Source organism: Roseburia lenta, from assembly GCF_014287435.1.
Taxonomy (GTDB): Bacteria; Bacillota; Clostridia; order Lachnospirales; family Lachnospiraceae; genus Pararoseburia; species Pararoseburia lenta.
In genome coordinates this window covers 640,738-660,868 of record NZ_JACOPG010000001.1, presented here as the reverse complement: position 1 = coordinate 660,868, position 20,131 = coordinate 640,738, and the positions used below count along the sequence as shown (strand labels likewise).

Here is a 20,131-nt window from a genome sequence, read left to right as displayed (position 1 = left end):
TCTCCTTTTTCGTAGCGTAAATGATTTCGTTCGCGGAACAGTATAGCACAGGAGACGGATGAGGACAAATAGTATGAAGTATTTCGGGATTTCCTTTTTAGATAAATTTCATTGCAGCAAGGGGGTATGCCCCAAGACTTGTTGCAAGGGCTGGCAGATTTTGGTGGATGCGAAAACGATGGAAAAGATAGAGCAGGAGCCGGCAGACCGTAGAAAGACTCTCCTGCGAAATATCAAAGGACAAAAGACAGACAGCCCCCAGATCAGAAAGCGTTTGGGATCCTGTCCCTATCATACCGGGGAGGGATTGTGCGGTTTGCAGCAGGAGGGCAGGACGGATCTGATGCCGCGTGTATGCAGGGAATATCCGAGGCGCACGATCTCTTATGAAGCATTTGCGGAGATCGCCTTAGAACTTGCCTGTCCGGAGGTGGCACGCCTGTTTTTAGAGGAAAAAGAGCCGCTTTCCATGCTTCCTTGGCAAAAGGAAGAAAGAGAGATCCTTTGGAAGATAGGCAATGAGGATCTTCCTTTTTTAGAATTTTTACAGGAACTGCGTCAGACTATGGTGGATGAGGCACAGACGCAGGAGCGTTTTGACGTCGCACTTTTATACCGGCAATACCGGTGCTTCGATGCCATGCATGAGCATCTGATGCGTGATAAGCGTGCTGAGGCAAATGCCGTGTTAGATGCCTATAGGAACCGGTGTCAGGAAAGCAGGCGGGTAGGAGAACAGGAGGATTTGGATGCAGGTGCACCAAGGCAGATGTTATTTTTCCCTATGGATCTGGTAGATAAGGTCATTGCGCATCAGTTGGATCTGCCAAATCTGGCGGTCAACAACGCTTACCTGAAAAAATGTATCCGGCTTTATTATCGTCTTTGTAATGGTAAGACGGCAGAGGAAGCAGGAGCCTTTTTTGAAAAGGTCTGGCAGGAAATGGAAGAGGAAATGCCGGGAACTTATGACAAATACCGCAAGTATTACATATACTATCTCTATGAAATGCTCTTATGTGTCTATGAGGATTATCATCTGCTCAAGACCATTCTCTTGGGCAATATGTATCTGGAACTTTATATGGTCATGGATGCGATCGCCTGGCTGGATTGTAAGAAGCATAAAGTGACCTATGATCTGGAACTGCAGGTAAGAACCCTATCTTCTTTGGAGCGGCGGATGCGGCACAATACGGGGGTGACGGATGGAATCCTTAGCAGGGTACGAAAAGATTTTTTGTAAAAATCCTTATAAAAAATTCTTGACAGAGGGACAACATTGGAGTATAAATAACATATATTTGAGAAACCGTTGAACAAGAGAAGTACTATCTTGGAACATTCACAGAGAGTCATCGTTGGTGGAAGATGGCAATGCAAAAAGTTAGGAATGGACTTGTGAGGGCATGCCTGAAATGATCTTTTCAGAGTAGGGGATGACGGGAACCAGACTCGTTACTAAACTGGCACGTATGATGGTATGTGGAATGAGAGGGTTGCATAGCAGCCAATTTGAGTGGTACCGCGATAATGATTTTATTACCGCCTCAGAGTTTTTCTGGGGCGGTTTTTTTATTATCCTATTTACCAGTCCAAATTCCGAATCCGATTCATACATCATTCAAAGAATGGCAAATGTCTTTGAAAAAGTATTGAATTCTAGGAGGAAAAGAAAATGAAGAAAAGAATTGTAGCAGGAATGATGGTAGCAATGATGGCAATCGGAGCAGTAGGTTGTGGAAACGCAAGCAGTGACAGCAAGAAGTCATCCGACACAGAGTACACGATCGGTATTGCCCAGTTTGCGGAGCATGGCTCTTTGGATAATTGCCGTGAAGGCTTTTTGGAGGGGCTGAAGGAAGAAGGTATTGTTGAGGGCGAGAACCTGACAGTCCTTTATGACAATGCCCAGACCGATACCGGTACAGCAAGCACGATCGCAGACAACTATGTTTCCAAAAAGGTCGATATGATCTGTGCCATTGCAACACCTTGTGCCATGAGCGCATACAATTCTGCAATGAATACAGAGATCCCGGTTGTTTATACGGCAATCTCCGATCCGGTCGCAGCGCAGCTTGCAGATGATGACGGAAATTCCGTAGGAAATATCACAGGAACATCCGATGCACTTCCGGTCAAGGAACAGTTAGAGATGATCCGCGAACTGATGCCTGATGCAAAGAAGATCGGTATTATCTACACCACAAGCGAGACAAATTCAGTCAGCACCATTGAAACTTACAAAGAATATGCACCGGATTACGGATTTGAGATCGTAGAGACCGGTATCAACACCATCGCTGATGTGGATATGGCAGCAGCAGACATGGTAAGCAAGGTAGACTGCATTACCAACCTGACAGACAACACCGTAGTCAGCGGTTTACAGACCGTACTTGAGCATGCAAATCAGGCAAACATTCCGGTATTCGGTTCCGAAGTAGAGCAGGTAAAGAATGGATGTCTTGCAGCAGCAGGTATCGACTACAAGAAACTGGGTATCCAGACCGGAAAAATGGCAGCAAAGATCTTAAAGGGTCAGGCAAAGGCTTCTGAAATGCCATTTGAAAAGATCACAGACCCAAGTTACTACGCAAACACAGAAGTGGCAGATAAGTTAGGTATCGATTTACCAAATACATTTACCGAAAAAGCAGAAGTATTTGATACGATCACAGTAAGCGAGGAATAAAATGACTTTAGTTATCAGTGTTTTTGAACAAGGTATGATCTACGCGATCATGGCACTTGGTATGTATATCACATACAAGATCCTGGATTTCCCGGATATGACAGTAGATGGAAGCTTCCCTTTGGGGGCTTCCTTGTCTGCTGTTTTGATCTCACAGGGCATGAACCCATATCTGACCCTTCTTCTTAGTTTTGCAGCAGGACTTATGGCAGGGACGATCACAGGACTCATTCATGTAAAATTAAAGGTGCGGGATATTTTAGCCAGCATCATCATGATGACGGCGCTTTATTCGGTCAACCTTCGTATTGCGGGAAAGGCAAATCTGCCGATCTACAATTATGACAATATTTATAACAATAGTCTGACCAATCATTTGCTTGGCGGTGCCCTGTCGCCTTATAAGAATTTGATCATCATTGCGATCATTGTCGTGATCGTAAAATGTGTGCTGGATTGGTATTTAAAGACAAAATCCGGTTATCTTTTAAAGGCAGTCGGGGACAACGAAACACTGGTGACTTCGATGGGGATTGACAAGGGCAAGATCAAGATCTTAGGACTTGCCATTGCAAACGGTCTGGTTTCCCTCAGTGGCTCCATGTTCGCCCAGCAGCAGCGTTTTTTTGATGCATCTATGGGTGTTGGAACCGCAGTCATTGGTCTGGCATCGGTCATCATTGGAACAGCACTTTTCGGACAGATCAGCGTTTTTGGATTTTCTATCAGCGTGATCCTGGGATCCATCCTTTACAAGGGCTGTGTGGCAGCAGCCATCCGTATTGGACTACAATCCACGGACTTAAAACTGGTAACGGCAGTCTTATTCCTCTTGATCCTGGTACTTTCCTCAAGGATCGAGAAATATCAGGGCAGAAAGCGTAGAAAGGAGCGGGCATGATCGAATTAAAGCATATTCACAAATATTATAATGCAGGCTCCGTCAGCGAGATGTGCCTGTTTGACGATTTCAATCTGACGATCCAGGATGGAGAATTTGTTTCCATCGTCGGCAGTAACGGTTCGGGAAAGACTTCCCTTTTAAATATCATCTGTGGCAGTATCGGTGTGGATCGGGGGCAGATCCTGATTGGGGGCGAGGATATCACAAGGCAGAAAGATTATCTGCGCCATCGCAGTATCGGGCGTGTCTATCAGGATCCTTCCAAGGGTACTTGCGGGCATATGACTATCTTGGAAAACATGGCACTTGCGGACAATAAGGGTAAGCCATACAATCTGGGTATGAGCGTCAAAAAGAGCCGGGAAGATTACTACCGGGAGTTGTTGCTTCCGCTGGGACTTGGGCTGGAAGATAAGATGCGTACGCAGGTTGGTTCCCTCTCCGGCGGACAGAGGCAGGCAGTGGCACTTTTGATGGCGACCATGACACCGATCGACATGCTGATCTTAGATGAGCATACGGCGGCATTAGACCCAAAGACAGCAGAGATCATTATGGAACTGACGGGTAAGATCGTAGCCGAAAAACATCTGACCACCATGATGGTCACCCACAATCTCCGTTATGCAGTGGAATATGGTGACCGGCTTTTGATGATGCATCAGGGGCAGGCGATTCTTGATAAGTCCGGGAAGGAGAAAAAGAATCTTGCAGTTGACGATATCATGGGTGTATTTAACGAGATCAGTGTGGAGTGTGGTAATTAATGGTAGAAGAATTGGCAGTCAATGCTGTAGAAAAGAAATTGGATATGCAGGCATCCATTTTGGTGGGAAACTATGAATATTATTATGCCTGTGGAAAATTAAAAGGTCTGATGGATCTGGCGGTGGATGAGAAAACCGCACCGCTTGTTATGAAGGAGATCGTGGATGAAGCCTTAGCGTCTTATACACCGGATGAAGAGACTGAGCCGGTCAAGGCTTATCTGAAAACCTTGCTCCTGCGCTACCGTCCGGCGGATGAGTACGATGCCCAGATGGCAGACCTATTTCGCCAGGGCAGTGGTCGTTAGGGACGTTCCTTTTGCCACAAGGAGCGTCCCTTTTGCATCTATTGCAGTCTAGATAATATGACACCCCCCAACTCACGCCGTAATCTTTCCAGGTGACTTCAATCTGGTCACCTTTTCACCCAACCTGTTTGCCTGATTTTCAGGATAAGTATCAAAGTAAGATTTATGTTGAACTGCGCGCTTCTTCTCAAAGTATGGGATTTTCGCCCAGATCATAGATGGCGCGCCGACAGTTAGCAGATACAGCGGTCCCCAGATGAGCGACTGGATCGTGTGCCCGTATTCATGCACCGCAAACATTTGAGAAAAATCTTCCTCGCTATAATTTCCCTTTTCATGTTCATAATAGAAAAATGGATCATCAGAAACAAAGATGAATAAGCCAAGTGATAGACTCGCTTTTAACTTCCATGTAGTACAGATTGCTCCATGGAAATTTTTATGCAGGCAGTCACGGTTTTTTAGAAAAATAATAAAGCCCGCCAAGGTTTGTGGAAAGCCCCAAGTCAGTTGCAATATCGTATATAAAATCTTTTTCATTATTCCCTCGCTAGAGTCATCCTATGTGATTTTTACAATCATAAGAGTAACATTTTTTATTCACATGTTCAAATGCATATTTCCCCTCATATTTACACACGCTATCCTATAGAAAAATAATGAAAACATGGGAACGAGCCAAAGGGGACACTCCTTGTGGCAAAAGGAACGTCCCTGTGGCGAGGAGGATAGTATGCAAATACAAATGGGGGCGGACAGTCTCTGTCTGCCGAAGCCGGTTTATATCATGCAGACGGCATCTGTTGTTGGAAAATTGGAAGGAGAGGGACCACTGGGGGATTGTTTTGACATGATCTGTACGGATGACCGATTTGGCGCGGATTCCTGGGAACGTGCGGAAAGCGAGATGCAAAAAGAGTCGCTGACGCTGGCACTGGGTAAGGCAGGGATGGACGGAGAGCAGTTGCGCTATCTCTTTGCGGGCGATCTTTTGGGACAGACCATTGCATCCTCTTTTGGCTTGATGGAGTTTCAAAGACCGTTTTTCGGTTTGTATGGTGCCTGCTCGACGGTGGGAGAAGCCTTATCTTTGGCAGCCATGAGCGTTGCGGCAGGCTATGCTGATCTTGTTGCTGCGGTCACTTCCTCACACTTTGGCGGAGCAGAGCGGCAATTCCGTTTCCCTATAGAATATGCCAACCAAAGACCACTTTGTTCGACATGGACGGTCACAGGCAGCGGTGCTTATATTTTGGGAACGGTTAAATCCGGGGCAAAGATCACAGGCATCACAACGGGAAAGATCATGGATCTGGGCATCCGGGATGCACAGAATATGGGGGCTGCCATGGCTCCTGCAGCATCTGCCCTCATTTTAAACCACATGAAAGATTTTGAGCGGAGTCCCAAAGATTATGATGCCATCATCACGGGTGATCTGGGAAGTGTGGGAAGCGAGATCCTGGCAGAACTTTGCAGTATCGGTGGATGCGACATCACAGACAATCACTATGACTGTGGCATGGAGATTTTTGATGCAGACGAGCAGCACACCTGTGCGGGAGGCTCCGGCTGTGGCTGCTCAGCGGTCACGTTGGCATCCTATTATCTGCCCCGTGTCATATCCGGCAAATGGAAACGGATCTTATTTATTCCGACGGGAGCGCTCTTATCTCCGGTCAGTTTCAATGAGGGCAACAGTGTACCAGGCATTGCTCATGGTGTCGTGATCGAACATGAGGAGGTGGCATGATGGACTATGTAAAAGCATTTGTCATTGGCGGTCTGATCTGTGCCATGGTACAGATCTTAATGGAAAAAACAAAAATGTTGCCGGGGCGTATCATGGTACTTCTGGTCTGCACAGGAGCACTTTTAGGAGCCATCGGCATCTATGAACCTTTTGTGGAATTTGCAGGCGCAGGTGCATCAGTGCCCCTGCTTGGCTTTGGCAATGTCTTATGGAAAGGCGTCAAAGAAGCCGTGGAAGAACAGGGATTCTTAGGAATTTTTGCAGGTGGGCTCAAGGCCGGGGCTGTGGGGATTTCGGCGGCACTCATCTTTGGTTATCTGGGAGCCCTGATCTTCCCACTCAAGCGAAAACGATAAAACGCATAGGACTAGGTATAAAAACAGAAAATCCAAGCCATACTATAAATGCCTTGCAAGGAACGAGGTAAATTGTGTAAAGGAGAATATCGCGATGAAAAAAGGAAAACTTCTGCTGGTATTGGCACTTTCGGTATTGGCACTCGCTACTTTTGTAGGTTGCGGAACTAACAAGAACACAACCGACAATAATAAGAACGAAACGCAGAATGTCAACGACGCGACCGGAGGCAACAAGAAGGACACAAGTGATGACACAAAGACGGAGGACAATGGCGGCGGCATCATTGATGATGTTGTCGATGGTGTAGGCGACGGCGTTAAGGATGTGACCGACGGTGTATCCGATGGTGTCAAAGATGTGACCAATGGTGTGGAAAATGCCACAGACAATATGACAGACAACAATAAAACGACCAAACCAAACAATACAAATGCCAATTAAGGAATAAGAAAAGGAACACCGGTCTTTATAATCAAAGAGGCGGTGTTCCTTTTATTTACTACTTATCCGCAGGTTCCGGCAACTAGGACGGCGGCATCATAATCGCGCCCCATGATGTTGAATTCGATAAAGTAGGTAAAGACGATCATGAGTAGAACCTGTGCAGCCAGCAAGATGATGAGTGGCAGTGCCAAAGAGGCAAGTTCCCAAAGTTTCAAGGTGATCATTGCCATACCGAGAAAGAGGGAAAGACTGATGCCGCCCAGTCCACGAGTTGGCAGGCTTCGGTGTATAGTCCTGCGATTGCGCGCAGATTTGTACTTTTTTTATAGGCGTCAGTGCTTTCATTGGAAAGTGCGGAAAAAGTGTTGGCAAAAGAATAGTACATGCCACCGATATCCGCCCAGGTTCATATATACAGTTTATAATACATAGCGTGAGTTTTATATCCGGCTTTGTACATTTAGGAAGGTGCTGGTTTATTTCTGGCACCTTTTTTTTATTGTGCATTGAGAAAATGAAAAAAAAGGCTATAATAGATTTATGGCAACGAAGAAGAAAAGACATAAATTTACAAAAAAACAAAAGAAAAAATTGATCTTGGAGATCGTGATTCTCTTTTTAGCAACAGTTGGTGCCATCACAATACTTCTGGGAATCGGACACAAGGTAGTTGAAGTATTTTCGGGCAGAACAGCCCATAAGGTAGTGAGTCAGCAGCCGCAACTTGATGTGGAACTCTTATCCATCAATGATTATTCCAGACCGGGACTTGCGATGAATGAAGTCAAGGGGATTGTGATACACTATACCGCCAATCCGGGTTCCACTGCGATCCAGAACCGTAATTATTTTGAAGGATTAAAAGACAGTCATGAGACTATGGCCAGCAGTCATTTTATTGTGGGTCTTGACGGAGAGATCGTGCAGTGCATCCCAACCAATGAGATCAGTTATGCTTCCAATGACAGAAACAACGACACGATTTCCATTGAGTGTTGTCACCCGGATGCAACAGGTAAGTTTAATCAGCAGACTTACGATTCGCTTGTGGAGTTGACGGCATATCTGATGGGACGTTTTCAGTTGACAACGGACGATGTCATTCGTCATTATGATGTGACGGGTAAAAAATGCCCACTTTATTATGTAGAGCATGAGGATGCCTGGCAACAGTTTTTGACAGATGTCAATCAATATATTGATACGCATGGTGAAGTGCAGGAGGAGTAGGATGCGCGAAGAGCAGTATAATCAGATGGCAGATGCTTTACGAAAGCATCCGGGAATGCTTGGACTTATGCTGGGGCTAAACCGTGTGATCACATTACTTACGATGGCAGCATATCCTATGCTTCTTTTGTATTTGCTTTTTTCAGAAAAATATGAGATGCTATATCACACTGTTTTAGTGCCGGGAGTTGCCTTTGTGGTTGTCAGCATATTCCGACGTGTTTACAACGCACCACGTCCTTATGAGCAGATGCAGATCAGATCACTTATTCAAAAAGATACAAAGGGAAAGAGTTTTCCGAGCCGCCATGTCTTTTCAATCTTTATCATCGGCATGAGTTTTATGCCTGTTTTTCCGGTGATAGCAGGTGTGATCTTTGTGGCGGGTGTATTTCTTGCCCTGATACGTGTGATCGGTGGTGTGCATTATATTCATGATGTGATCGCGGGAGCATTTCTCGGAATTTTGATCGGATTTTTAGGTTTTTATGTGATCTTTTAGATGACGCAAGCCATATATGGGAGAGTAAAATATGAAGAAAAACATACGAAAAGTGACAGCAGTGCTTTTGGGCTTGCTGGGAACAATTCTTGCCATTTATGTAGGCGGTTACTGGTTGTTCATCCGTCCGGTGCGTTTCCTTTATGTTGGATTTATGGCAGGAACATTGACAAAGAAATCCCTATTGATCTGCATTATCAAGATATTTCTTGCATCTACGGCAGGCGGAGGTATCTGGTGTATCTTTGATATCATAGCAGGTCATTTTCGTGACGAGTAGGAAAAGGTAAAAATTGCATAAAATATAAGAACAGTCATGTCACATATAGGACATGGCTGTTCTTTTTCTTACTATTTGAAGTGAAAATTATTCGTCCACACTGTAGTTTGGTGCTTCTTTTGTGATGTGAATGTCATGCGGATGGCTTTCCTTTAAGGAAGCAGCAGAAATCTTGACAAATTTTGCTCTTTCCTGAAGTTCCGGGATGGTAGGACATCCATTGTAACCCATACCAGAACGGATACCACCAACGAGCTGGAAGATCATGTCTTCCAAAGATCCCTTGTAAGCTACACGTCCTTCCACACCTTCCGGTACTAACTTCTTAGCACCTTCCTGGAAGTAACGGTCTTTACTTCCGTTTTCCATAGCAGCGATGGAACCCATACCACGGTAAACCTTGTATTTTCTTCCCTGGAATAACTCGAAAGTACCAGGAGCCTCGTCACATCCTGCAAACATGCTACCCATCATACATACGTTACCACCGGCAGCAAGTGCCTTTGTGATATCCCCGGAATACTTGATACCACCATCAGCGATAACCGGGATACCATATTCTTTGGCAACGGCATAGCAGTCCATGATCGCAGTGATCTGTGGAACACCAATTCCGGCAACAATACGGGTCGTACAGATAGATCCAGGTCCGATACCAACCTTGACAGCGTCGGCACCGGCTTCGATCAATGCTCTTGCAGCATCACCGGTAGCGATGTTACCTGCGATAACCTGAAGATCCGGATAAGTAGCCTTAACTTTCTTAACAGCCTCAATGATGTTCTTAGAATGACCATGAGCAGAATCCATAACGATAACATCAACATGGGCATTTACAAGAGCCTCAACACGTTCCATCATGTTTCCAGTGATACCAACACCGGCACCACAGAGCAGGCGACCCTGGTCATCCTTTGCAGACAATGGGTACTTAATCTGCTTTTCAATATCCTTGATTGTAATCAGACCACGGAGATTGAAGTCATCATCCACGATTGGTAACTTCTCTTTGCGTGCCTTTGCAAGAATTGCTTTTGCTTCATCTAAGGTAATACCGACTTTGGCAGTAATCAGACCGTCTTCCTTAGAAGTCATAGATTCTTTGATCTTTTTAGAAAAATCAGTTTCAAACTTGAGATCACGGTTGGTGATGATACCGACTAACTTGGTTCCCTCGGTGATCGGTACACCGGAAATACGGAACTTAGCCATCAGTTCGTCAGCATCTTTTAAGGTATGTTCCGGTGAAAGATAAAATGGATCTGTGATAACGCCGTTCTCAGAACGCTTTACCTTATCTACTTCTTCAGCCTGTGCTTCGATTGACATGTTCTTGTGAATGATACCGATACCACCCTGACGAGCCATGGCAATCGCCATCTTGGATTCGGTAACCGTATCCATTGCTGCACTCATCATAGGAATGTTTAACTTGATTTTTTTGGTCAGATTGGTAGTCAGATCAATCATATTAGGGGTAACCTCAGAATACTGAGGGACTAATAATACATCGTCAAAAGTAATGCCTTCGCCAATAATTGTACCCATTGTGTGTTTTCCTCTCTTTCTTTTCACTCGTATTTCATATTTTAGCAGGTTCGGCAAGACAACCAAGCCCTACTTTAATATGATATTTTAACAAAATAGCAGAGGATAGGCAAGTAGAACAAAAGGTTTCTTTTTCGTACAAAGTGTGCTATGCTCAATCCAAATGATTTTTTAAGAAAGGAAACTACATATTATTATGGAATACCGACCGTGTATCGACATACACAATGGCAAGGTGAAACAGATCGTTGGAGCTTCTTTGCAGGATGAGGGCGATCAGGCAAATGAGAATTTTGTATCTAAGCGGGATGCTGATTTTTTTGCAGACTTTTACGCAAAGGATGGATTGAAAGGCGGGCATGTGATCATGCTGAACAAGTCGGACAGTCCCTACTATGAGGCAACCAGACAACAGGCACTCTTGGCACTCCATACTTACCCGGGAGGCATGCAGATCGGTGGAGGCATTACAGCGGACAATGCTGCATATTTTTTGGCGGAAGGAGCCAGTCATGTGATCGTGACGTCCTATGTCTTTTCTGATGGCAAGGTCAATTACCAGAATTTAGGCAGATTGGTGGAGGCGGTTGGCAAGGAACATATCGTCTTAGATCTTTCTGCACGCAGGGCAGATGACGATTATTTCATTGTGACAGATCGTTGGCAGCATTTTACCAAGGAAAAGATCACGACAGAGTTACTGGATCGGCTTTCTTCCTATTGTGATGAGTTCTTGATCCATGCGGCGGATGTCGAGGGCAAGTGCCAGGGGATCGAGGAAGATCTGGTCCGCCTTTTGGGAGACTGGGGCAAGATCCCGATCACTTATGCGGGAGGTATTTCTGATTATCAGGACATTACACACATCAAGGAGATCGGTGACGGCAGGATCAATATCACGATCGGTTCGGCACTGGATCTTTTTGGCGGCAATCTCAATTATGAGACTGTCTTAAAATACGTGCAGGATGTATAGAAAAGAGGAGTGCTGAGGGGAAGCAAATGGCGACAGTATTGCAACTAAAAGATTTTACAAAATCTTATGATGGACAAAAGCCGGCAGTGGATCATGTGTCACTTGAGGTAGAGGAAGGAGAGATCTTTGGCTTTATCGGGCACAATGGCGCCGGCAAATCTACAACGATCAAGTCGATTGTTGGCATCTTATCCTCCCATAATGGAGAAATCTATATTGATGGGAAAACACTTTGGGAAGCCAAGAAAGAATGCCAGAAAAAGATGGCATATATCCCGGATAATCCCGATCTGTATGAATATATGACTGGGATTTCTTATATCAACTTCATCGCAGATATTTATGAAGTGCCGACGGAGGTGCGGACAGAACGTATCGAGAAGATCGCGGATGCCTTTGAGATCAAGGAAGCCTTGGGAGATCTGATATCTTCCTATTCCCATGGTATGAAGCAAAAGGTAGCCCTGATCAGTGCCTTTGTACACCAGCCCAGGTTATTGGTCTTAGATGAACCTTTTGTGGGCTTGGATCCCAAGGCATCTGCGGTATTAAAGCAAGAGATGCGCGCCTTGTGTGCACAGGGAAGTGCTATCTTCTTTTCGACCCATGTGTTGGAAGTGGCAGAAAAGTTGTGTGACAAGGTCGCCATGATCGATCATGGGCATATCGTTGTGAGTGGAAGTGTAGAGGAACTGACCAGGGAGGCTTCCTTGGAGGAGGTCTTTTTGGAACAGTTAGAACTCGCGAAAGCGCAGGTGGAAAGCCATGCGTAGTTTGGCACTTTTGATGAAATTACAGTTGGATGGGATCTTTCGTTTTAGCGAATTCCGTTATGCAAAAAGCGGCAAAGCAAAAATCGCTTTCTTTTTGCGAAGTCTGGTGCCACTGCTTTTGGCATTTGTTCTGTATGGTGTCTGCTATTATCTGGGACAGACTTTGTCAAAGGGCGGGCTTGCAGGAGTCTTACCGGTCTTAGGCTATCTGCTGGGAAGCCTTCTCACGCTGATCTTTACTATGATCAAGATCAATGAACTCTTAGCCGGTGATGATAATGCCCTATTTCTTTTATCCTTGCCCATCAGTACCTTTTGGCATGTGTTTTTGATCTTTTTACGCTTGTATGTAGAATGTACCATACTGGTTCTTTTGAGCAATATTCCTTTTTTACAGGCATATCTGATGGCAGTTTCTGTAGATGGGGGCTTTTTGGGACGTTGGATCGTGGGGCTATGTTTTACCTGTCTGCCGATCACCGGGATCGCATCTCTGGCGGGTATTTTCCTGGCACTCATCCTTTGTTCCGTCAAAAACAGCAACTTACTGCATTCGATGATCATGCTGGCAGTGCTTTTTGTCATGGGACTTCTGGTGGGAAATTCCATAGGAAATGTATCCAATGCGGTGTCGATGCATAAAGATCAGTCTGAGATCATCCGGGCAATCTGTGCCAACTACTCCTTTGGCAGGATGTATCAAAATGGTGTTGTGGAAAATAACGGAGCCTTTTTCTTCCTGTTTTTGGTAGCCTCCTCCGTCTGGTTTTTATTCTTCTTTTTATTTATGCTGGTCGCCTATCAGGAAATCGTGCTGGCACTGCGCGCGCCAAAAGTATATAAAACGTTTTCTTATGGCACACAGGAGGCAAAAACCAAGCATCGGGCTTTGGAAGAAAGACTATGGAGTCAGTGGATCCATTCGCGGTCTTATATGGTAAGTACGCTGATCGGCCCCATGTATGCGCTTATGTCGAGTGCGTTTTGCCTGTTGAGGGCGCAGGAGATCAGGCAATTTTTATATGCTGACTGTGACAGAGGACGTGTTGACCTTGTGATCCTTTGTCTACTGTTGGCACTGCTCGGTATGGGAAGCAGTAGTTACTGCGGATTTTCCATGGAGGGAAAGCGGCATTGGATCATGGAATCTATGCCTATGGAGGAGAAAGATATGGAGGGACTGCTGGTCAAGAGAAACCTTTTTATCACCATTCCGGTTGCGGTCGTATCTTGTATTTTCCTGGGATTAGCGTTTTCTTTTGGCATATTAGAAAGTCTTGGTTTTCTCCTATGCAGCCTTGCTTACTGTTTGCTAACAGCCTTTTATGGTGCTAAGATAGATAAAAAATTTGCAGATTATTCTATGCTATCGGAGAATCAGATCTTACGGCAGAGCACATCCTTTTTCTTGGGATGGCTACCCGGTGTGGCAATACCGCTTCTTCTTGCGGTGGGGCTTGGAATCGGTCTTTGAGCAGGTCTGTTAGAAAAAGAAGAGAAAGGAACGTCATATGAAATTTACAAAAATGCATGGATGTGGCAATGACTATGTGTATGTAGATTGCACAAAGGAAGTCATTCCCAATATTTCAGAAACCGCCATTCGAGTGAGTGACCGTCATTTTGGCATTGGTTCGGATGGGCTGATCCTGATAAAAGCGTCTGATGTGGCAGACTTTGAAATGGACATGTATAATGCAGATGGCTCCCGTGGGAAAATGTGTGGAAACGGCATCCGCTGTGTTGCAAAATATGTCTATGACCATGGTCTGACAGACAAGACGACGATCACGGTCAACACTCTTTCCGGCATCAAGACATTGAAACTGACGGTAGAAGATGGCAAGGTCAGTAAGGTGCGTGTCGATATGGGAGAGCCGGAACTCATTCCGGCGCAGGTTCCCGTCAAAGCATCTGTCCTTGGCTTGGCGGACGATCGAAGGGAAGCGATCGTGGCGGAGCCATTAGAGATCAAGGGCAGGTCTTATGATATTACCTGCGTATCTATGGGAAATCCGCACTGCATCACCTTTATCGGGGAGGATGTCAGAGATTTTCCGCTGGAGGAAGTGGGGCCGGTCTTTGAAAAACATGAACTTTTCCCGGAGCGGGTCAACACCGAATTTATCAATGTGATCGACAAGGATCATTTGCGTATGCGCGTGTGGGAACGCGGTTCCGGCGAAACACTTGCCTGCGGTACAGGAGCCTGTGCTGTGGCAGTTGCGTCCTATCTTAACGGGTTCACAGGACGGAGTGTAGATATCGAACTTCTGGGCGGACATCTGGAGGTCGTCTATGACGAAAAGACCAACCATGTCTTTATGACAGGTCCGGCAACCGAGGTTTTTTCCGGGGAAATCGATTTATAGGAGTATAGAACTTGACAGCAAAAGTAACTTGTGAATGGACATAAAAGGAGAATGAAGATGTACAAGATCAATACGAATTATCAAAAATTACCAGGAAGTTATTTGTTCAGCAATATTGCAAAGAAAGTCAATGCCTTTACAGAGGCACATCCGGAGGCAGACATCATCCGTCTGGGTATCGGGGATGTGACCCAGCCGATCGCGCCGGCTATGATCGAGGCCATGCATAAGGCAGTGGATGAGATGGGAGATGCCAAGACCTTCCACGGCTATGCACCGGATTTAGGTTATGCCTTCCTGCGGGATGCCATCGTGGCACATGATTATCAGGCAAGAGGATGCGATATCTCTGCGGATGAGATTTTTGTATCCGATGGAGCCAAGAGTGATTCCGGTAATATTCAGGAGATTTTTTCTGTGGACAACCGTATCGCTGTCTGTGATCCTGTTTACCCGGTTTATGTTGATTCTAACGTTATGGCAGGAAGAACAGGTGTATACGATGCAAATACACAGATGTGGAGCAACGTGATCTATATGCCATGTACGGCAGAAAATAATTTCGTACCGGAATTTCCAAAGGAGAACCCGGATATCATTTACCTGTGTCTGCCAAACAATCCGACAGGAACCACACTGACCAAGGATCAGTTGCAGGAATGGGTTGATTATGCAAACCGTATTGGCGCTATTATCATTTACGATGCTGCATACGAGGCATATATTTCCGAGAGCAATGTGGCACATACCATCTATGAATGTCAGGGAGCAAAGACCTGTGCGATCGAGATCCGCAGTTTTTCAAAGAATGCAGGATTTACCGGCGTTCGTCTTGGCTTTACGGTCGTACCAAAGGATCTGGTATGTGACGGCGTTTCTTTGAACGGCATGTGGGCAAGACGTCATGGAACCAAGTTCAACGGCGCACCTTACATCATCCAGCGTGCAGGCGAGGCTGTATATTCTGATGCCGGACAGGCACAGATCAAAGAACAGGTCGGCTATTACATGAACAATGCCAAGACCATCTACACCGGACTCAAGGATGCCGGTTACGAAGTCTATGGCGGCATCAATGCACCTTACATCTGGTTAAAGACACCGGATCATATGACCTCGTGGGATTTCTTTGACTTCTTACTGGAGAAGGCAAATGTGGTAGGAACACCGGGAAGCGGATTTGGACCAAGCGGAGAAGGCTACTTCAGACTGACAGCCTTTGGCAGTTATGAAAATTCCGTGCGCGCACTGGAACGTATTAAAAATCTATGAAAACATTAACTTTAAAAAATCTTGTGGTTTATATAGAAAAAGAAAAATTCACACCGCAGAATTATGAAAGACAAATGGCGTATTTGAAAGAAAATACGCCATTTTTTCAAAAGGTGGTCTTTTTGGAACCGGAGAATGTGGCAGTACTTTTTGATCTTTCGGATATGGCGGCGACCATCTGCCTGACGACTTCGCCGGATATGGCAAAGCAGATGCAGGGGTTGGGGATCGCTGTGCTTGGATTTCAGGCAGAGGAAGATGAAATGATGCAGGCAAACTATGTGGTGCTCAGTCTGGAACAGGTGACCTACCGGGATTTTGTCCGGGTCTTTGAAAGGTATCACGGGATCCCATGGCAGATCTTAGAGACGAAAAGATGCCGCCTACGCGAATTCTGCATGGATGATCTGGACGACCTTTTTGCCTTATATGCCAAGCCGCATGTGACCGATTTTATTGAACCTTTGTATGAGTATGAGCAGGAAAGGCTGTATGAGGAGACTTATATCGAGCGTATTTACGGTTTTTATGGATTTGGTATGTGGCTGGTCTTTGAAAAAGACTCCGGCAAACTCATCGGGCGTGCAGGTCTGGAGTACCGGGAACCTTGTCGGGAAGGGGAGGCAGAACTGGGCTATCTGATCACACCGGAGCACTGGCGAAAAGGCTATGCCACGGAAGTCTGTCAGGCGATCCTTTCCTATGCAAAAGACGAACTCGGCATGGAGCGGATCATCAGCCATGTGGACGAAAGAAACCTGGCATCGCGGCAATTTTTGGAAAAAATGGGATTTCAGGGAAAACAAATGCCGGACGAATGGATCTATTCTTATAATTTGTAAAGGAATCCCGCGAGATTTGTTGCTTTTTTGGAGAATTTTAACTATAATCAAAGGTAAAATTTGTGCTACTTTTTGGTTTTGCTCGTGGAGAGTATCAGAAACAGAAAGGGGAGATGACGAATGGCAGATTTCACTGTAGAACAACTAGAACAGATGGAACAGAGTATCGACCGGGAACGCAAGGGCATTATCGCCACTGCGGATTTTGTTGAGCCGGAAGAACTGCATCGTGAACTGATCGAGCGCATCCGTAAGTATCACCCGAACACGGACATTACCATGATCGAAAAGGCATATCACATTGCCTATACAGCGCATGAGGGGCAGTGCCGTAAGTCGGGCGAGCCTTATATCATCCATCCGCTTTGCGTTGCCATCATCTTGGCAGATCTGGAAATGGATAAGGAGACGATCGTTGCCGGACTTTTGCATGATGTGGTAGAAGATACCGTTATGACGATCGAGGAGATCTCAGCAGAGTTTTCTGATGAAGTAGCGCTTTTGGTAGATGGTGTTACCAAGTTGGGACAGTTGTCCTATGATGCGGACAAGGTAGAAGTGCAGGCAGAAAATCTCCGCAAGATGTTTCTTGCCATGGCAAAGGATATCCGTGTTATTTTGATCAAACTGGCGGATCGTTTGCACAATATGCGTACCCTTAAATATATGACACCGGAGAAGCAGAAGGAAAAGGCGAGAGAGACCATGGAAATCTATGCGCCTTTGGCACAGCGTCTTGGTATTTCCAAGATCAAGATTGAACTGGACGACCTGTCGCTCAAATATCTGGAGCCGGAAGCCTACTATGATCTGGTGGAAAAGGTGGCACTGCGCAAGCAGGAGCGGGAGGCTTATATTGACGGTCTGGTTGCCGAGGTGTCACAGCACATGAAGGGGGCCGGTATCGAGGCTGACATCGAGGGACGTGCCAAGCATTTCTTTAGCATTTACCGCAAGATGGTCAACCAGCACAAGACGATCGATCAGATCTATGATCTTTTTGCCATCCGTATTATCGTTGAGACGGTCAAGGATTGTTATGCGGCACTTGGTGTCATCCATGAGATGTATACGCCGATCCCGGGGCGTTTCAAGGATTATATTGCTATGCCAAAGCCAAATATGTACCAGTCATTGCACACGACTCTGATCGGACCGACAGGTACACCGTTTGAAATACAGATCCGTACTTATGATATGCACAGGACTTCCGAATATGGTATTGCTGCGCATTGGAAATATAAGGAGAGTGGCGAGGGTGCCACGATCAACAAAGAAGAAGAAAAGTTGAGTTGGCTGCGCCAGATCTTGGAGTGGCAGAGAGACATGTCGGACAACAAGGAGTTCATGAGCCTGCTGAAAAGTGATCTCAACCTCTTTTCGGATATGGTATTTTGCTTTACGCCATCCGGTGATGTCAAGAATCTGCCGAACGGCTCCACACCGATCGACTTTGCCTACAGCATCCATTCAGCGGTCGGTAACAAGATGGTGGGCGCCAAAGTCAATGGCAAGTTGGTGCCGATCGATTATGTGATCCAGAATGGAGACCGTATCGAGGTGCTGACTTCCCAGAATTCCAGAGGACCGAGCCGGGATTGGCTAAATGTTGTCAAGAGTACACAGGCAAAGAACAAGATCAATCAGTGGTTCCGCAATGAGTTTAAGGAAGAAAATATCATCAAGGGCAAGGAACTCATGATGGCTTCTGCCAAGGCAAAGGGGATCAATTATTCCGATATCAACCGACCGGAATATCAGGAAAAGATCATCCGCAAGTATGGTTTCCATTGCTGGGATGACTGTCTTGCAGCCGTAGGGCATGGCGGCTTGAAAGAGGGGCAACTTGTCAACCGTATGTATGAAGCATACAAGAAGGATCATCCGATTTTGATCACGGATGAGGATATCTTGGCAGAAAATAACCAGCCGGAGGACAACACACCTGCGGCAAAGGAAAAACAAAAGGAACACAAGTCCAAGAGCGGTATTACCGTCAAGGGGCTTTATGATGTTTCTGTCCGTTTCTCTAAATGCTGCACACCGGTGCCGGGGGATGAGATCGTTGGATTCGTGACGCGTGGACGAGGCGTTTCCATCCACCGTACGGATTGCATCAATGTGCTCAACCTGCCGGATAGTGAAAGAGAACGCCTGATCGAAGCAGAGTGGCAGCCGGATGCCATTGAACAGCGTTCCGGTGAAGTTTATCAGACAGAGATCCATATTTACGGCAACAATAGAACCGGGCTTTTGGTAGATGTTTCCAAAGTATTTACAGAGCGTGATATAGATATCAAGTCTATCTTTTCTAAGACCAGTAAGCAGGGCATTGCGACGATCGTGGTCAATTTTGGAACCAAGAGCAAGAACGAATTGCGTAGTCTGATCGAAAAGTTAAAGCAGATCGATTCTGTGATCGATGTGGAAAGGACGACAGGCTAGATGGGAGAAAGCATATGAGTGACAGACAGATTGTGCATCTGGTGGTAGGACCGGTGCAGACCAATTGTTATCTTGTGATGAACCAAAAGACAAAAGAGACGATTATTGTGGATCCGGGCGCGGAGGCTGACCGTATTGTATCTGCATTGACAAAGATGCAGGCAAAGCCGGTGGCCATTCTCTTAACCCATGGACATTTTGACCATGCCGGGGCGGCAGCAAGTTTGGCAGAAAAGTACGGCCTTTTGGTCTATGCCCATGAAAAGGAGGCAGAGACTTTGGCCGATAGCCGCATCAATTTGTCAGGACCTATGGCTGGCGGTGCCGTGACTTATCATGCAGATATCTTTTTAAAGGACGAGCAGGAGATCGACCTTGCAGGATTCCATATCCGGGTTCTGTTTACGCCGGGACATACACCGGGCGGATGTTGTTACTATTTTCCGAGAGAGGATATTGTCTTTTCCGGAGATTCTCTTTTTTGCGGTTCCATCGGACGCACGGATTTTCCGGGTGGAAGTGCGAGACTTCTTGTAGAATCTGTGCGAAACAAACTCATGACGCTTCCTGAGAATACCATTGTCTATCCGGGGCATGATGTGGAAACCAGCATTGAACAGGAGCGGATGTACAATCCATTTCTCTAAGAAAGTGAAG

The 20,131-nt window shown here is 45.9% G+C and carries 21 protein-coding genes, 1 pseudogene and 1 other annotated feature; of the genes and pseudogenes, 19 read left to right on the top strand and 3 right to left on the bottom strand.

The window, feature by feature from the left end; all coding sequences use genetic code 11:
* Positions 1–73: 73 nt before the first annotated feature.
* The 5 genes from fliB to H8R94_RS03355 all read left to right on the top strand — a co-directional run bounded on the left by fliB (position 74) and on the right by H8R94_RS03355 (position 4,677).
* On the top strand, positions 74–1,246 hold the full coding sequence (fliB, locus tag H8R94_RS03375; RefSeq protein ID WP_186853888.1) for a flagellin lysine-N-methylase: 1,173 nt from the start codon (positions 74–76) through the stop codon (positions 1,244–1,246).
* A 60-nt stretch (positions 1,247–1,306) separates the two neighbouring features.
* Positions 1,307–1,556: a binding site (T-box leader), on the top strand.
* A gap of 122 nt (positions 1,557–1,678) precedes the next feature.
* Positions 1,679–2,698 carry an ABC transporter substrate-binding protein gene (locus H8R94_RS03370; protein WP_118280802.1) on the top strand — a complete coding sequence of 340 codons (1,020 nt, stop codon included), beginning with the start codon at positions 1,679–1,681 and terminating at the stop codon, positions 2,696–2,698.
* A gap of 1 nt (position 2,699) precedes the next feature.
* Complete coding sequence (locus H8R94_RS03365) at positions 2,700–3,599, top strand: ABC transporter permease (RefSeq protein ID WP_118280803.1); 900 nt, start codon at positions 2,700–2,702, stop codon at positions 3,597–3,599.
* A complete protein-coding gene (locus H8R94_RS03360) occupies positions 3,596–4,369 on the top strand; it encodes an ABC transporter ATP-binding protein (RefSeq protein ID WP_186853887.1) in 774 nt (257 codons plus the stop codon). Before H8R94_RS03365 ends, H8R94_RS03360 begins: the two co-directional genes overlap by 4 nt.
* Positions 4,369–4,677 (top strand): DUF3837 family protein, encoded by a 309-nt coding sequence (locus H8R94_RS03355; RefSeq protein WP_186853886.1) that lies wholly within the window; start codon positions 4,369–4,371, stop codon positions 4,675–4,677. The genes H8R94_RS03360 and H8R94_RS03355 overlap by 1 nt, the downstream gene beginning before the upstream one ends.
* Positions 4,678–4,749: 72 nt before the next feature.
* On the opposite strand, the gene H8R94_RS03350 is transcribed toward H8R94_RS03355, so the two are convergent.
* Entirely contained in the window at positions 4,750–5,217 is a 468-nt protein-coding gene (locus tag H8R94_RS03350; protein ID WP_118534554.1) for a hypothetical protein, read from the bottom strand.
* 193 nt (positions 5,218–5,410) lie between these two features.
* Here H8R94_RS03350 and H8R94_RS03345 point away from each other — a divergent pair, with 193 nt between their 5' ends.
* The 3 genes from H8R94_RS03345 (at position 5,411) to H8R94_RS03335 (ending at position 7,231) form a co-directional block, all read left to right on the top strand.
* Positions 5,411–6,430 (top strand): stage V sporulation protein AD, encoded by a 1,020-nt coding sequence (locus H8R94_RS03345; RefSeq protein WP_118280806.1) that lies wholly within the window; start codon positions 5,411–5,413, stop codon positions 6,428–6,430.
* Positions 6,430–6,786 (top strand): SpoVA/SpoVAEb family sporulation membrane protein, encoded by a 357-nt coding sequence (locus H8R94_RS03340; RefSeq protein WP_186853957.1) that lies wholly within the window; start codon positions 6,430–6,432, stop codon positions 6,784–6,786. The genes H8R94_RS03345 and H8R94_RS03340 overlap by 1 nt, the downstream gene beginning before the upstream one ends.
* Positions 6,787–6,880: 94 nt before the next feature.
* Positions 6,881–7,231 carry a hypothetical protein gene (locus H8R94_RS03335; protein ID WP_118534555.1) on the top strand — a complete coding sequence of 117 codons (351 nt, stop codon included), beginning with the start codon at positions 6,881–6,883 and terminating at the stop codon, positions 7,229–7,231.
* A gap of 65 nt (positions 7,232–7,296) precedes the next feature.
* Here H8R94_RS03335 and H8R94_RS03330 read toward each other — a convergent pair.
* Positions 7,297–7,497 (bottom strand): annotated as a pseudogene (locus H8R94_RS03330) (sodium/glutamate symporter); the annotation flags it as partial.
* A gap of 277 nt (positions 7,498–7,774) precedes the next feature.
* On the opposite strand from H8R94_RS03330, the gene H8R94_RS03325 reads away from it, so the two are divergent.
* From H8R94_RS03325 to H8R94_RS03315, 3 genes are read left to right on the top strand one after another with little or no spacing between them, the layout of a single operon-like run.
* Entirely contained in the window at positions 7,775–8,464 is a 690-nt protein-coding gene (locus H8R94_RS03325) for a peptidoglycan recognition protein family protein (protein ID WP_118534556.1), read from the top strand.
* Position 8,465: 1 nt separating this feature from the next.
* On the top strand, positions 8,466–8,966 hold the full coding sequence (locus H8R94_RS03320; RefSeq protein ID WP_186853885.1) for a phosphatase PAP2 family protein: 501 nt from the start codon (positions 8,466–8,468) through the stop codon (positions 8,964–8,966).
* A gap of 31 nt (positions 8,967–8,997) precedes the next feature.
* On the top strand, positions 8,998–9,246 hold the full coding sequence (locus tag H8R94_RS03315) for a hypothetical protein (RefSeq protein ID WP_118280813.1): 249 nt from the start codon (positions 8,998–9,000) through the stop codon (positions 9,244–9,246).
* Positions 9,247–9,333: 87 nt separating this feature from the next.
* Here H8R94_RS03315 and guaB read toward each other — a convergent pair whose 3' ends face one another.
* Positions 9,334–10,794 carry an IMP dehydrogenase gene (guaB, locus tag H8R94_RS03310; RefSeq protein ID WP_186853884.1) on the bottom strand — a complete coding sequence of 487 codons (1,461 nt, stop codon included), beginning with the start codon at positions 10,792–10,794 and terminating at the stop codon, positions 9,334–9,336.
* 196 nt (positions 10,795–10,990) lie between these two features.
* On the opposite strand from guaB, the gene hisA reads away from it, so the two are divergent.
* From hisA to H8R94_RS03270, 8 genes are all read left to right on the top strand, one after another.
* Positions 10,991–11,770 (top strand): phosphoribosylformimino-5-aminoimidazole carboxamide ribotide isomerase, encoded by a 780-nt coding sequence (gene hisA, locus H8R94_RS03305; RefSeq protein WP_118280815.1) that lies wholly within the window; start codon positions 10,991–10,993, stop codon positions 11,768–11,770.
* A gap of 26 nt (positions 11,771–11,796) precedes the next feature.
* A complete protein-coding gene (locus tag H8R94_RS03300; protein ID WP_186853883.1) occupies positions 11,797–12,543 on the top strand; it encodes an ABC transporter ATP-binding protein in 747 nt (248 codons plus the stop codon).
* Positions 12,536–14,017 carry a hypothetical protein gene (locus tag H8R94_RS03295; RefSeq protein WP_186853882.1) on the top strand — a complete coding sequence of 494 codons (1,482 nt, stop codon included), beginning with the start codon at positions 12,536–12,538 and terminating at the stop codon, positions 14,015–14,017. The genes H8R94_RS03300 and H8R94_RS03295 overlap by 8 nt, the downstream gene beginning before the upstream one ends.
* Positions 14,018–14,054: 37 nt before the next feature.
* The gene (gene dapF, locus H8R94_RS03290; protein ID WP_118534561.1) at positions 14,055–14,915 is read left to right on the top strand and encodes a diaminopimelate epimerase; all 861 of its coding nucleotides are present in this window, start codon (positions 14,055–14,057) and stop codon (positions 14,913–14,915) included.
* 57 nt (positions 14,916–14,972) lie between these two features.
* Entirely contained in the window at positions 14,973–16,187 is a 1,215-nt protein-coding gene (locus H8R94_RS03285) for an LL-diaminopimelate aminotransferase (protein WP_186853881.1), read from the top strand.
* Complete coding sequence (locus H8R94_RS03280; protein ID WP_186853880.1) at positions 16,184–17,029, top strand: GNAT family N-acetyltransferase; 846 nt, start codon at positions 16,184–16,186, stop codon at positions 17,027–17,029. The genes H8R94_RS03285 and H8R94_RS03280 overlap by 4 nt, the downstream gene beginning before the upstream one ends.
* A 153-nt stretch (positions 17,030–17,182) precedes the next feature.
* On the top strand, positions 17,183–19,474 hold the full coding sequence (locus H8R94_RS03275; RefSeq protein ID WP_408639002.1) for a RelA/SpoT family protein: 2,292 nt from the start codon (positions 17,183–17,185) through the stop codon (positions 19,472–19,474).
* A 14-nt stretch (positions 19,475–19,488) separates the two neighbouring features.
* Positions 19,489–20,121: an MBL fold metallo-hydrolase gene (locus H8R94_RS03270; RefSeq protein ID WP_118280822.1), complete on the top strand. Its 633-nt coding sequence runs from the start codon at positions 19,489–19,491 to the stop codon at positions 20,119–20,121.
* The last annotated feature ends 10 nt before the right edge of the window (positions 20,122–20,131 follow it).

Coding starts and splice junctions, on each gene's coding strand:
- fliB (WP_186853888.1), top strand. CDS start 74: ATGAAGTATTTCGGGATTTCCTTTTTAGATAAATTTCATTGCAGCAAG.
- H8R94_RS03370 (WP_118280802.1), top strand. CDS start 1,679: ATGAAGAAAAGAATTGTAGCAGGAATGATGGTAGCAATGATGGCAATC.
- H8R94_RS03365 (WP_118280803.1), top strand. CDS start 2,700: ATGACTTTAGTTATCAGTGTTTTTGAACAAGGTATGATCTACGCGATC.
- H8R94_RS03360 (WP_186853887.1), top strand. CDS start 3,596: ATGATCGAATTAAAGCATATTCACAAATATTATAATGCAGGCTCCGTC.
- H8R94_RS03355 (WP_186853886.1), top strand. CDS start 4,369: ATGGTAGAAGAATTGGCAGTCAATGCTGTAGAAAAGAAATTGGATATG.
- H8R94_RS03350 (WP_118534554.1), bottom strand. CDS start 5,217: ATGAAAAAGATTTTATATACGATATTGCAACTGACTTGGGGCTTTCCA.
- H8R94_RS03345 (WP_118280806.1), top strand. CDS start 5,411: ATGCAAATACAAATGGGGGCGGACAGTCTCTGTCTGCCGAAGCCGGTT.
- H8R94_RS03340 (WP_186853957.1), top strand. CDS start 6,430: ATGGACTATGTAAAAGCATTTGTCATTGGCGGTCTGATCTGTGCCATG.
- H8R94_RS03335 (WP_118534555.1), top strand. CDS start 6,881: ATGAAAAAAGGAAAACTTCTGCTGGTATTGGCACTTTCGGTATTGGCA.
- H8R94_RS03325 (WP_118534556.1), top strand. CDS start 7,775: ATGGCAACGAAGAAGAAAAGACATAAATTTACAAAAAAACAAAAGAAA.
- H8R94_RS03320 (WP_186853885.1), top strand. CDS start 8,466: ATGCGCGAAGAGCAGTATAATCAGATGGCAGATGCTTTACGAAAGCAT.
- H8R94_RS03315 (WP_118280813.1), top strand. CDS start 8,998: ATGAAGAAAAACATACGAAAAGTGACAGCAGTGCTTTTGGGCTTGCTG.
- guaB (WP_186853884.1), bottom strand. CDS start 10,794: ATGGGTACAATTATTGGCGAAGGCATTACTTTTGACGATGTATTATTA.
- hisA (WP_118280815.1), top strand. CDS start 10,991: ATGGAATACCGACCGTGTATCGACATACACAATGGCAAGGTGAAACAG.
- H8R94_RS03300 (WP_186853883.1), top strand. CDS start 11,797: ATGGCGACAGTATTGCAACTAAAAGATTTTACAAAATCTTATGATGGA.
- H8R94_RS03295 (WP_186853882.1), top strand. CDS start 12,536: ATGCGTAGTTTGGCACTTTTGATGAAATTACAGTTGGATGGGATCTTT.
- dapF (WP_118534561.1), top strand. CDS start 14,055: ATGAAATTTACAAAAATGCATGGATGTGGCAATGACTATGTGTATGTA.
- H8R94_RS03285 (WP_186853881.1), top strand. CDS start 14,973: ATGTACAAGATCAATACGAATTATCAAAAATTACCAGGAAGTTATTTG.
- H8R94_RS03280 (WP_186853880.1), top strand. CDS start 16,184: ATGAAAACATTAACTTTAAAAAATCTTGTGGTTTATATAGAAAAAGAA.
- H8R94_RS03275 (WP_408639002.1), top strand. CDS start 17,183: ATGGAACAGAGTATCGACCGGGAACGCAAGGGCATTATCGCCACTGCG.
- H8R94_RS03270 (WP_118280822.1), top strand. CDS start 19,489: ATGAGTGACAGACAGATTGTGCATCTGGTGGTAGGACCGGTGCAGACC.